The sequence below is a fragment of the Bradyrhizobium sp. USDA3010 genome (genome assembly GCF_056429065.1).
Genome location: NZ_JBWJZD010000006.1, coordinates 238,525 through 250,531, shown reverse-complemented (window position 1 = coordinate 250,531; position 12,007 = coordinate 238,525). Strand labels below are relative to the sequence as shown.

The following is a 12,007-nucleotide window of genomic DNA, read 5'->3' as shown; positions in this document are numbered from 1 at the left end:
GCGATACCCATCGATGGCTTGGTCAGAGATGATGGGTTTCGCTACGCTCTACCCATCCTACGATCAGTTCAAAATGATCACGTCATCGCCGGGCTTGCCGGCGTAGAGCTTCTCCACCAGCGCGGCGCGGCGTTCGAGGCCGGCGCGCTGGTTGATGTAGCCCTTGTCGGTGAGCTCGTTGCCGTCGATCGACGGCGGCTCGACCATCAGCATCGCACGCGCGATCCGCATGCTGCTGCCGGTGCAAGATGCATTGTGCGCCTGCAAGCCTTTCCTGAGACAGGCGACCACCTCGGGATGCCGGATCACGTCCTCATAGGTCGCATCCGCATTGCCGACCAGCTGGCGGCAGGCATGCAGGTTCGGCCAGCACAACAGGCCGATGAACTCGCGGTCCTGCCCCGCCACCAGTGCGTCATGCACGACCGGCGTCGCAGCGGATATCGCATCGGTGCGCAGCGAGCCGACATGGACGAAGGTGCCTGTGGTCAGCTTGAAGTCCTCGACCACGCGGCCGGCAAAGATGATGCCCTGCAACGGATCCTCGGGGTGCACGAACACGCCGGCGTCGCCGATGCAGTAGAAGCCCTCCTCGTCGAACATCTTCGCGGTGAGGTCCGGCTGGCCGAAATAGCCCGGCGTGACGTTGACGCCGCGCAGCCGTAGTTCGTATTTCGAACCGCACGGCACCATCTTCAGCTCGACGCCGGGGAACGGCAGGCCGATCAGGCCGACGCGCTCGGTGTCCCAATAGGTGCCGGTCGAGGTCGGCGCGGTCTCGGTCGAGCCCCAGCCGGTGTAGAACACGATGCGCTCGCCTGATGTCTTCACCGCCAGCGCCTGCATCCGGTCATAGAGATCGTCCGGCAGCCGCGCGCCGCCATAGGCCATGATCGAGAGGTTCTTGAAGAAGCTCGCGCACAGAGCCTCGTCCTTCTCCATCGCGGATGCCAGCGCGGCATACCCGGCCGGCACATTGGCGTAATAGGTCGGCGACACCTCGCGCAGGTTCCTGATGGTCTCCTCGAACTGGCCCGGCATCGGCCGGCCGTCGTCGATATAGAGCGTACCACCGTCGACCAGCACCGGATTGAACGCGGCGTTGCCGCCCATCGTGTGATTCCACGGCATCCAGTCGAGCACGGTCGGGATCGGGCCAGCCGTTTCCCGCGGGCGCACCTGCATCATCATCGCCGCATTGGCGCACATCATCTGCTGGGTGTTGATGACGGCCTTGGGCATGCCGGTCGAGCCCGAGGTGAACAGCAGCTTGCCGACGGTCGCGGGCGTGATCTTCGCGATCGACGCGCCGACATCAGCCGTCGCCGGCGTTGCCGCGAGCTCGGCGAAGGACACGCTCTTGATCCCCTCGCAGGGACGCTGCACGTGAATAACCGTGATGCCGGTAAGATCGATCGCCTTCAGCGCCTTCTCGAAGGTCGGACCGTCCTGCACCATCACGACGGCGGGCTTGATCAGGTTGAAGAGGTATTTGAGCTTGAGATGATCCTGGCTCATCAGCGAATAGGCCGGCGACACCGGCGCGGCCGGCAGCCGCGCCTGCATCGCAGCCTGCGTCATCAGCGCGTGCTCGATCGAGTTGCCGGACAGGATCGCGACCGGCCGGTCGTCGGCGATGCCGAGATCGAGCAGGCCCTGCGTCAACGCATCGACGGTGCGCTTGGCTTCACGATAGGAGACCTTGCGCCACTGCCGGTCGGGACCACCGCGTTGCGCCAGCCATATCCGCTCCGGCGCCTGTGCCGCCCATTTGGCAAGATAGGCCGGAATGTGCGTCTCGTAGGCCTGCAACGGGATCCGCGACTTCAGGACGACGGTCCCGTCAGCGCGCCGCTCGACCGCGATGTCACGCGCGAGCCAATCCACCTTGCGAAAGGCAGGCTTCGTCAGCATCGCCGCGTCTCCATCCATTTTGCGTCTCCCGGAATTCTCGTCCTTTTGAGGATCTGTTCTCAGCGCCTGATATAGACAGGCTTTCGTTTCTCGAGAAAGGCCCTGATGCCTTCCTGGAAATCTTCCGAGCGGCTGCACAGCACCTGATTGCGATCCTCCATCGCGATCACGGCTTCGATCGAGCCGGCATCGACGCTCATGTTGATGCACTCCTTCGAGAGGCGGAGGCCGACCGGCGAGGCCGTCATCATCGCGTCGACATAAGGATTGGCCGCAGCGTCGAGATCGGCCGCCTCGACCACTTCAGACACAAGACCGACGGCAAGCGCGCGGTCCGCGTTGATGAAGCGCCCGGTGAGGATCAATTCGGAGGCGACCGACACGCCGACGAGGCGCGGCAGGAAATAGCTGGTGCCGATGTCGCAGCCGCCGAGGCCGAGCTTGATGAAGGCGCAGTTCATCCGCGCGTTCTTCGCCGCGATGCGGATGTCGGCCGCGAGCGCCAGCGCGAAGCCGCCGCCAGCCGCCGCGCCCTGCACCAGCGCGATGATCGGCTGCGGACAGCGCCGCATCAGCATCACGATGTCGGCAATGCGGCGCTGAGAGTCCAGCGACTCGGTGACGCCGGGCGGTTCGGCCTGCCCGCCGCGGCGCGCCATCGCATGCTTGAGGTCGAGCCCGGCGCAGAAATTCGCGCCGGCGCCCTTCAGCACCACGACGCGGGTGTCGCGATTGCGCTGCAGGCCCTGGAAGTAGACGTTGAGCGCATCGATCAGCGAGGGGTCGAGCGCGTTCAGGCTTTCCGGGCGATTGAGCGTGACCCAATCTGTTCCGTCGTGATGTTCGATCAGCAGCGGCTGAGACACGCGCATGGTCCTCCCGACCGTCGTCCCGGCCAAGCGAAGCGCGAGCCGGGATCCATAACCACAGGCTTTTGGTGTTCTTGCGCGGCGTCTGCCAGGTTTGCCTGTTACAGACGCCGCGGAGTATGGGTCCCGGCTTTCGCCGGGACAACAGTCGAGCTTGTGGCTTAGCGCGGCGCCATCCGGATGGCGCCGTCGAGGCGGATGGTTTCGCCGTTGAGCATCGGGTTCTCGACGATGTGGACCGCGAGGTTGCCGTACTCCGAGGCGTCGCCGAGGCGGGCCGGATGCGGCACCTGGGCGCCGAGGCTCTTGCGGGCTTCCTCGTTGAGACCCATCAGCAGCGGCGTCAGGAACAGGCCGGGGGCGATGGTGTTGACGCGGATCTTCAGGCTCGCGAGGTCGCGCGCGGCCGGCAGCGTGAGGCCGACGACGCCGCCCTTCGAGGCCGAATAGGCGATCTGGCCGATCTGGCCTTCATAAGCCGCGACCGACGCGGTGTTGATCGCGACGCCGCGCTCCTCGCCGATCGGGGCTTCGGTCGCCAGCCGCTCGGCGAACAGGCGCAGCACGTTGAAGGTGCCGATCAGATTGACGTTGATGATGCGGACGAACTTCGCCAGCGGATAGACGCCGTCCTTGCCGACGATGCGCTGCGAGCCGCCGATGCCGGCGCAGTTCATCAGCACGCGCGCGATGCCGTGCGCGGCCTCGGCTTTGGCGATCGCCGCCTTGATCGCTTCCTCGTCGGTGACGTCGGCGTGCAGGGCAACGCCCTTCACTTCGGCGGCGACCTTCTCGGCGTTTTCCTTGTTCTGGTCGATCACGCCGATCCTGGCGCCCTTGGCGGCCATGGCGCGCGCGGTCGCGGCGCCGAGGCCGGAGCCACCGCCGGTGATGAGAACGGCAACGTCTTTCAACTGCATGGGAGCAACCTTTCCTTGGGCGTTTCTTCTCTAGACTTCGAACTTATTATCCGGCGGCGACCGCTGCCGTTCCCTTATCGGGATTGAGCACGCCGCCGAAAATCAAGGCTTCCATGTGCTTGATGTATTCGCGGCAGACCTCGTCGGTGACCGGACCGACGCCGACCGCGCGCGACATCGCGTGGCGGCCGAAGAACAGGTGATCGCAGGCGCCGATCAGGCTGGTGTAGAACAGCACCGGATCGATCTTGCGGAATTCGCCGGCCTTGATGCCTTCGGCGAGCAGCCGGCGATGAAAATCCAAAAGCGGCGCGACGAAGAATTTCGACACCTCGTTCGCGGCAGCAGTCGAGCTCTCGTGCAGCAGATAATGGATCAGCCGGTTCATATAGGGGAACTGGTGATAGGCACGAATGATGCCGCCGATATGCAGCCGCAGTTTCGCCGACGGCGTGATCGGCTGGCTGATGAGATATTCGAGCTGAGAGATCTCGGTGGCGGCGTCGCGCGCGAGCAGCGCCAGCAACAGCCCGTCCTTATTGCCGAAATGATATTTCACCAGCGCGGCGTTGACGCCCGACTTCTGCGCGATATCGGACAGCGACACCTCGATCGAGGCGCGCTCGATCATCAGCTCGCTGGCCGCGACCAATAGCTTGTCGGCAGTGGCATTTTTGCCGGCCGGAAGTTTCGTCGGTACGCTAGTATTCAACTGCGCTCTGGTCCCGCTCTGTGTCGCCGGCTGTTCAGCTGCTTCCTGGCTCGCCGGTAAATCGAGGCCGCACATAAGCCCATGGCGGGGCTGCACTCAAGAGTTAATTGATTGATTGACTAAATGCTGAGCCGCCCCTTAAATCCGGCCCAATCTTGAAACCGCCCAATCCAGAAAAACATCAGGGAGATCAGACATGGCCGAGGCATATATCGTCGCCGCCGCCCGCACCGCCGGCGGCCGCAAGGGAGGGCGTCTTTCCGGTTGGCATCCGGCCGATCTGGCCGCGACCGTGCTCGATGCGCTGGTCGAACGATCCGGTGCCGACCCGGCGCAGGTCGAGGACGTGATCATGGGCTGCGTGATGCAGGCCGGCGAGCAGTCCAACAACGTCGCGCGCAACGCGGTGATGGCCTCGAAGCTGCCGGAGAGCGTGCCCGCGACCTCGATCGACCGCCAGTGCGGCTCCTCGCAGCAGGCGCTGCACTTCGCGGCGCAGGCCGTGATGAGCGGCACCATGGACTGCGTGATCGCCGCCGGCGTGGAATCGATGACCCGCGTGCCGATGGGCCTCGCCTCCTCGCTGCCCGCCAAGAACGGCTTCGGCCACTACAAGAGCCCGGGCATCGAGGCGAAGTATCCGAACATCGTCTTCAGCCAGTTCACCGGCGCGGAAATGATGGCCGAGAAGTACGGCCTGTCGAAGGACGAGCTCGACGAATATTCCTACAACAGCCACCAGCGCGCGATCGCGGCCACGCAAGCCGGCCACTTCAAGGACGAGATCGTGCCCGTGCAAATCACCCGCGCCGACGGCTCGACCGACACCCACCACATCGACGAAGGCATCCGCTTCGACGCCAGCCTCGACGGCATCAAGGGCGTCAAGCTGATCGCCGAGAACGGCAAGCTGACCGCGGCCAGCGCCAGCCAGATCTGCGACGGCGCCTCCGGCGTGATGGTCGTCAACGAGAAGGGCCTGAAGGCGCTCGGCGTCAAGCCGATGGCGCGCATCCATCACCTCACCATGATGGGCGGCGACCCCGTGATCATGCTGGAAGCGCCGCTGCCGGCGACCCAGCGCGCGCTGCAGAAGGCCGGCATGACAATCGACGACATCGACCTGTTCGAGGTCAACGAGGCCTTCGCCTCGGTGCCGACCGCGTGGCTGAAGACCACCGGCGCCGATCCGGCCCGGCTCAACGTCAATGGCGGTGCGATCGCGCTCGGCCATCCGCTCGGCGGCTCCGGCACCAAGCTGATGACGACGCTGCTGCACGCCCTGAAGCAGCGCAACAAGCGCTATGGCCTGCAAACCATGTGCGAAGGCGGCGGCATGGCGAACGTCACGATCGTCGAGCGGCTGTAAGAGAGAGTCCGCATCAACGGACAAAACGAGCCGTACAGGCGGTCACACAAAAGGTGTCGTCCCGGCCTTGAGCCGGGACCCATAACCACAGGTCGAAGTGGTTATGCCGGGCTGCGGCCCCAACTCATTTCAACAACATAGAACGGTGGTTATAGGTCCCGGCCTGCGCCGGGACGACGCATCACCTGAGGAAACATCTTTGACCCACCCGTCCATCCACGCGCGCAACCATCCGAACAAGATCGCCTACCAGATGGCGGGCAGCGGCAAGGCGATCACCTATCGTGAGCTCGACGAGCTCTCCAACCAGGGCGCGCATCTGTTCCGCTCGCTCGGCCTGAAGGCCGGCGACCACATCGCGATCCTGATGGAGAACCGCCTCGCCTTCATGGAGATCTGCTGGGCCGCGCAGCGCTCGGGCCTCTACTACACGGCGATCAGCCGCTACCTGACCGAAGAGGAGATCGCCTACATCATCAAAGACTGCGGAGCGAAGGTGTTCATCACCACGCCGCAATGCGCCGACAAGGTGAAGGGCCTGATCAAGGGCGAGCCGCTGTTCTACATGATGGACGAGCCGGCCCCTGGCTTCCGCTCCTATGACAAGGAGGCCGGCGCGCAGCCGACCACGCCGGTGGCCGACGAGGTCGCAGGTTACGACATGCTGTATTCCTCCGGCACCACCGGCCGGCCCAAGGGCATCAAGAAGGAGTTCGAGGGCAACCGGATCGACGTGCCGAACCCATTCCTGCGGATTCTCACCGCCGACATGTGCGGCATGAATGCCGACAGCATCTATCTGTCTCCGGCGCCGCTCTATCACGCGGCGCCGCTGCGCTTCAACATGATGGCAACGGTGCTGGGCGGCACCTCCGTCATCATGGAGCATTTCGACGCCGAGGAATTCCTGAAGCAGGTCGAGAAGCACAAGGTGACGCAGTCGCAGCTGGTGCCGACCATGTTCGTGCGCATGCTGAAGCTGCCCGACGAGGTCCGCGCCCGCTACAATGTGTCATCGCTGAAGGGGGCGATCCACGCCGCCGCGCCCTGCCCCGTCGACGTGAAAGCCAAAATGATCGAATGGTGGGGACCGATCCTGATCGAGTATTACGCCGGCTCCGAAGGCAACGGCGTCACGGTCTCGACCTCGCAGCAATGGCTGACCCATCGCGGCACCGTCGGCCGCGCCGTGGTCGGCAAGGTCAAGATTCTCGACGAGAACGACGAGGAGGCGCCGACCGGCCAGATCGGCCAGGTCTATTTCGCCGACGCGCCGGTTTTCAGCTATCACAACGATCCCGAGAAGACGAAGAAGGCCTACAACGCCAAGGGCTGGTCGACGCTCGGCGATGTCGGCTACCTCGATGAAGAGGGCTTCCTCTATCTCACCGACCGCAAGAGCTACATGATCATCTCCGGCGGCGTGAACATCTACCCGCAGGAGACCGAGGACGTGCTGATCACGCATCCCGCGGTCTCCGACGTCGCGGTGTTCGGCGTGCCGAACGAGGAGATGGGCGAAGAGGTCAAGGCCGTGGTGCAGCCGCACGACATCGCCAGGGCCGGCAAGGAGCTCGAGGCCGAGCTGATCGCGTTCTGCCGCCAGCATCTGTCGCCGATCAAATGCCCGAAGAGCATCGACTTCGAGCAAGAGTTGCCGCGGACCCCGACCGGGAAACTGGTGAAGCGGCATCTGCGCGACAGATACTGGCCGAAGGCGCCCGCCAGGGCGTGACTGCGCGCGGCCAAAATATCGAAAACAACCCCATGCAAAGGAGCTGGCGGTTGCCGGCGTTCGACAAGGCAACTTGACACGTCGGGCAACTCGGGGATATATTTCTAATATTCCGAAATCGCGCGGCGATCCGAACCCGCCCTCCAGGAGGATGAAGAGCGCATGCGGGACGCCGCTTGCGCCCAACCCACCGACCTACAAATCCTCCGCCGGTCCGCATGCCACCGACGCCGCGGCGCGCAGATGCAGTTGGCCGTGCTTGCCTGATGCCGTGCTGGTCCATTGCGCGTCGATGTGCTGAAAATCTTCCGACAGCTTGCCGCGGTGGCTGCCGTCGGTCTCGAACGCTCCGTTGCCATCGGGCGACCGTTCGAAGATCTCGACCTCGAGATCGGACAGCCTGATGAACATCTGCACGCCGATCCTGGTCACAAGACGGCCGACCTCATACGAACCGCAGCCTCTCGGGCTTCCGCGTTCTGCTCGTTCAGGACCTGCACCCTGTCGAAGGTGATGACGACGTTCTGCACCGTGTTGTCGCCATCCCACAGGAATTCGCCGATATAGGCGCGCGGCAATTTTTCGGTGAGCTCCTTGATGTCGGCCGCACGGACCGCATGCATCAGCACCAGGCTGGCGGCCACAATCATCACGCCAAGACGCGACATCCGGCCGGGCAGCTCTGCAATCCTCGCGTGGCGCATGCGGTATGCATCCCGTGGCCAAAGTTGCTATCGTGAATCAATGGCCGCCAGCATACAGCAAAATGCGCTGGTTGTGCGGCGAGGCCCAACAGGTGATCTGCACGATGGAAACGCTCCCCGACGTCCCGCTGCCCTCCACCATCCGCTCGCGTTATGTCGACGGGATCAACGGCCTGCGCATGCATGTGCTGGAGGCCGGCTTCGAAACAGCCGGCCGGCCCTGCCTGTTGCTGCTGCACGGTTTTCCCGAGCTGGGGTTCTCCTGGCGCAAGGTGATGCCGAGGCTGGCCGCTGCCGGCTACCACGTGATCGCGCCGGACCAGCGCGGCTATGGCCGCACCACAGGCTGGAGCGCGGAGTATGACGGCGATCTCGCCGCGTTTCGCCTGCCCAATCTGGTGCGCGATGCGCTCGGGCTGGTGGCGGCGTTCGGCTACACGCACGTCGATGCCGTGATCGGGCATGATTTCGGCTCGTCGGTCGCGGCATGGTGCGCGCTGATCCGCCCCGACGTGTTCCGCGCTGTCGTCATGATGAGCGCGCCGTTCGGAGGAACGCCGTCGCTGCCGTTCAACACCGCAAGTGAGCCCGCGAAACCCGTGAGCGAGGACCCCGTGCATCGCGAGCTGGCGGCGCTGCCGCGTCCGCGCAAGCACTACCAATGGTACTATTCGACGTATCAGGCCAATGCCGACATGCATCGCGCCCCACAGGGCGTGCACGACTTCCTGCGCGCCTACTATCATCACAAGAGCGCGGACTGGAAAGACAACAAGCCGTATCCGCTGCAATCCTGGTCGGCCGGGGAGCTGGCCAAACTGCCGACCTACTATGTGATGGACCTCGCCAAGGACATGGCTGCGACGGTGGCCGAGGAGATGCCGTCGCGCGAGGCGATCGCCGCCAACGCATGGCTGCCGGACCGCGACCTCGCCTATTACAGCGCGGAGTATCAGCGCACGGGATTCCAGGGCGGGCTGCAATGGTATCGCTGCGGGACGTCAGGCGCGTTCACTCCGGAATTGCAGACCTGGAGCGGCCGCTGCATCGAACAACCATCCGCGTTCATCTCGGGCAAGCAGGATTGGGGCACCTATCAGCGGCCCGGCGTGTTCGAGACGATGCAGACCAGGGCCTGTACCAAAATGATCGGCTGCCATCTGGTCGACGGCGCCGGCCACTGGGTGCAGCAGGAGCAGCCGGACGAAGTGAGCCGGCTGCTGCTGCAGTTCCTCGATCGCGCAAGCTAGAGCCACTTCGGTTCTGATCGAATCAGTCGCTCTAGATTCTTGTCTTGGCAGGTTTTCTTCGCGCGAACCGGCATCCGTTCCCGCGTCAGATGCGGATGCTTGCCGCCACGATCCCGTCACAGGGCGTTAATGCGCGGTTCACGAAACATTGGGCAATGATTGGCGTTGCTAGAAACCGGCGCTCGGTCCGGCGACTTTTTGAGGAAAGCAAAGATGGATAGGAAAATCGCTGGACTTCTGGGAGCGGTGGCCGCGTTCGGTGCGGTCGGTGCCGCCGAAGCTGCGCCTGGGCCGAACCCGGCCGACGTTCTGCAGGCGAACTCATACGCGGACCTGCTGGAGCCGATCTCGAACGCCTCCGCAAAGCTGCAGGCGCTCGACGAGGCTGCGCCCACTCCGGTCCGCGAGAACGTGCAGCTTGCACAGTACTACTACCACCACCATCACCACCACCACCACCATCATCACGGCTACTATCGCCGCGGCTACTACGAGCGCCCGGTCATCGTGGTGCCGCGCTATCGGCGCTACCACCATCACCATCATCACCACCATCATCATCACAGCTTCTACCGTCGCGATTACTGAGCGATGGCGACCGATCGGCGATACCACAACGGGGCCCGCGGGCCCCGTTGTTTCGTCAACTATGATGCGGCATCTCGCTCAATCGTTGCGCGCCTTCTCCTTTGCGGCGCGGTGCAGATGGCGATATGTGCCGTCGAACACCGTGTCCGATGACGACGTCCATTCCGTTCCGGCGGCCAGTTTGGGGCGATTGTTGTAGATGCGGCGCGCCTGCAATTCGCGTTCGGCGGCCTCCTCCTCGCCCATCTGCTCGAGCTGAAAGTTCGCTTCCTCGGGAATCACGATGATCTGGGCGAACGGCTCGTTCGGCCGGAAAATGTGAGTGCGCCCTTCCGCCGGCGCCTTGAACACCGTGAAGAACATCATCGGCCACCAATTGCGCACGAGCGCCGGAACGGCGATCGGCACGGTGTCGGAGCGATCGGTGTAGAAGCGCGGATGCGGTTCGGTACGGATCGCCATGCCCTTCTCGACCTTGAGATCGAGCAATATCTGATAGGTGTAGAACGCGTCGCCGAAATTCCGGAACGGCGGCCACTGCACGCCGCTGTCCGGCGGCTCACCCCAATCGGCGTCGAGTTGTAGCCTTCCGTCCTTCGTGGTGACGCGCAGCTCGAAATCATAGGGATAGAACAGCTCGATCCCGTATTGCGCGCCTTCCGAGAACGGCACGCAATGCCAGACCTGCTCGCGCGAACCATCGCTGCGCGGCTCACGGTTGCCGGCCCAGCCCGGAATCTCGAGTTTCGTCCGCCGCGGCGCCAGTCGCGCGTCGTTCAGGCGGAATTTGACGGTGTACATGGCATCCTCTCGTGCACAGCAGGAACTCGAACGGACGTAGCACAGCCTAGTTCCCCTGATCTTGATCACGAACGGGCAGAGACGCACCCATCCAGGATTGACCTCGGCCCGACGAACAAATATTAGAATTATTCTAATTCTAAACTCTGTAAACAAGGCGTCTGCCGTGAAGAATTTCGCCGATCTGACCGAGCGCGAGGTGCTGGCGGTCGCGATTGCCTCCGAGGAGGAGGACAGCCGCATCTACATGTCCTTCGCCGAGGACCTCGCCGGCCGCTATCCCGATACCGCAAAGATCTTCGAGGAGATGGCGGAGGAAGAGCGCGGCCATCGCCATCGGCTGCTGGAGACCTATGAGCAGCGCTTCGGCCCGCATCTGCCGCCGATCCGGCGCGAGGACGTCAAAGGCTTTCTGCGCCGGCGTCCGATCTGGCTGACCAAGAACCTGCCGCTCGACACCATCCGCAAGGAAGTCGAGACCATGGAACTGGAGGCCGAGCGCTTCTATGCCAAGGCTGCAGAAAAGGCTGAGGATACCGGCGTACGCCGGCTGCTCGGCGATCTCGCCGAAGAGGAGAAGGGCCACGAGAAACTCGCGGTCAAGCTGACCGGCGACATCCTCAAGCCCGATGTGCGCGCAGAGGAAGACCGCACGCGGCGGCGGATGTTCGTGCTGCAATATGTGCAGCCGGGCCTCGCCGGACTGATGGACGGCTCGGTCTCGACCTTGGCGCCGCTGTTCGCCGCCGCCTTCGCCACGCATCACAACTGGCAGACGTTCCTGGTCGGCCTCGCCGCCTCGATCGGCGCCGGCATCAGCATGGGCTTTGCCGAAGCGCTGTCCGACGACGGCTCGCTGACCGGGCGCGGCTCGCCCTGGCTGCGCGGCATCACCTGCGGATTGATGACGACGCTCGGCGGTCTCGGCCACACCATTCCCTATCTGGTGCCCGACGCGTGGCCGAACGCATTCTGGATCGCGACTGCGATCGCCGGCATCGTCGTGTTCTTCGAATTGTGGGCGATCGCCTTCATCCGCTCGCGCTACATGGACACGCCGTTCCTGCAGGCGGTGTTCCAGATCGTGCTCGGCGGCGCGATCGTGCTCGCGGTCGGCATATTGATTGGCGCGGCGTAGGACGGCG

12 protein-coding genes are annotated in these 12,007 nt (G+C 64.0%); 5 read left to right on the top strand and 7 right to left on the bottom strand.

The window, feature by feature from the left end; genetic code table 11:
• Nucleotides 1–63 precede the first annotated feature (63 nt).
• From AC066Y_RS12805 to AC066Y_RS12790, 4 genes are all read right to left on the bottom strand, one after another.
• Nucleotides 64–1,932, bottom strand: a complete 1,869-nt coding sequence (locus AC066Y_RS12805) for an AMP-binding protein (RefSeq protein ID WP_478274173.1) — start codon at nucleotides 1,930–1,932, stop codon at nucleotides 64–66.
• Nucleotides 1,933–1,973: 41 nt separating this feature from the next.
• Complete coding sequence (locus AC066Y_RS12800) at nucleotides 1,974–2,780, bottom strand: enoyl-CoA hydratase/isomerase family protein (RefSeq protein ID WP_478274172.1); 807 nt, start codon at nucleotides 2,778–2,780, stop codon at nucleotides 1,974–1,976.
• 164 nt (nucleotides 2,781–2,944) lie between these two features.
• The gene (locus AC066Y_RS12795; protein ID WP_029077953.1) at nucleotides 2,945–3,703 is read right to left on the bottom strand and encodes an SDR family NAD(P)-dependent oxidoreductase; all 759 of its coding nucleotides are present in this window, start codon (nucleotides 3,701–3,703) and stop codon (nucleotides 2,945–2,947) included.
• A 46-nt stretch (nucleotides 3,704–3,749) separates the two neighbouring features.
• On the bottom strand, nucleotides 3,750–4,415 hold the full coding sequence (locus AC066Y_RS12790) for a TetR family transcriptional regulator (RefSeq protein WP_478274171.1): 666 nt from the start codon (nucleotides 4,413–4,415) through the stop codon (nucleotides 3,750–3,752).
• Between the two features lie 196 nt (nucleotides 4,416–4,611).
• Between AC066Y_RS12790 and AC066Y_RS12785 the strand changes: the two genes are divergently transcribed.
• A complete protein-coding gene (locus AC066Y_RS12785; protein WP_478274170.1) occupies nucleotides 4,612–5,784 on the top strand; it encodes an acetyl-CoA C-acetyltransferase in 1,173 nt (390 codons plus the stop codon).
• Between the two features lie 199 nt (nucleotides 5,785–5,983).
• The gene (locus AC066Y_RS12780; protein ID WP_478274169.1) at nucleotides 5,984–7,519 is read left to right on the top strand and encodes an acyl-CoA synthetase; all 1,536 of its coding nucleotides are present in this window, start codon (nucleotides 5,984–5,986) and stop codon (nucleotides 7,517–7,519) included.
• 195 nt (nucleotides 7,520–7,714) lie between these two features.
• Here AC066Y_RS12780 and AC066Y_RS12775 read toward each other — a convergent pair whose 3' ends face one another.
• The gene (locus AC066Y_RS12775; RefSeq protein ID WP_478274168.1) at nucleotides 7,715–7,951 is read right to left on the bottom strand and encodes a hypothetical protein; all 237 of its coding nucleotides are present in this window, start codon (nucleotides 7,949–7,951) and stop codon (nucleotides 7,715–7,717) included.
• The gene (locus tag AC066Y_RS12770) at nucleotides 7,948–8,223 is read right to left on the bottom strand and encodes a hypothetical protein (RefSeq protein ID WP_478274167.1); all 276 of its coding nucleotides are present in this window, start codon (nucleotides 8,221–8,223) and stop codon (nucleotides 7,948–7,950) included. Before AC066Y_RS12770 ends, AC066Y_RS12775 begins: the two co-directional genes overlap by 4 nt.
• Before the next feature lie 104 nt (nucleotides 8,224–8,327).
• On the opposite strand from AC066Y_RS12770, the gene AC066Y_RS12765 reads away from it, so the two are divergent.
• Both AC066Y_RS12765 and AC066Y_RS12760 read left to right on the top strand, forming a co-directional pair.
• Nucleotides 8,328–9,473 (top strand): alpha/beta fold hydrolase, encoded by a 1,146-nt coding sequence (locus AC066Y_RS12765; protein ID WP_478274166.1) that lies wholly within the window; start codon nucleotides 8,328–8,330, stop codon nucleotides 9,471–9,473.
• Nucleotides 9,474–9,686: 213 nt separating this feature from the next.
• Nucleotides 9,687–10,061 (top strand): hypothetical protein, encoded by a 375-nt coding sequence (locus tag AC066Y_RS12760; RefSeq protein WP_478274165.1) that lies wholly within the window; start codon nucleotides 9,687–9,689, stop codon nucleotides 10,059–10,061.
• 78 nt (nucleotides 10,062–10,139) lie between these two features.
• On the opposite strand, the gene AC066Y_RS12755 is transcribed toward AC066Y_RS12760, so the two are convergent.
• Nucleotides 10,140–10,862 carry a hypothetical protein gene (locus AC066Y_RS12755; RefSeq protein WP_478274164.1) on the bottom strand — a complete coding sequence of 241 codons (723 nt, stop codon included), beginning with the start codon at nucleotides 10,860–10,862 and terminating at the stop codon, nucleotides 10,140–10,142.
• A gap of 166 nt (nucleotides 10,863–11,028) precedes the next feature.
• Here AC066Y_RS12755 and mbfA point away from each other — a divergent pair, with 166 nt between their 5' ends.
• Nucleotides 11,029–12,000 (top strand): iron exporter MbfA, encoded by a 972-nt coding sequence (gene mbfA, locus AC066Y_RS12750; RefSeq protein WP_173640298.1) that lies wholly within the window; start codon nucleotides 11,029–11,031, stop codon nucleotides 11,998–12,000.
• The last annotated feature ends 7 nt before the right edge of the window (nucleotides 12,001–12,007 follow it).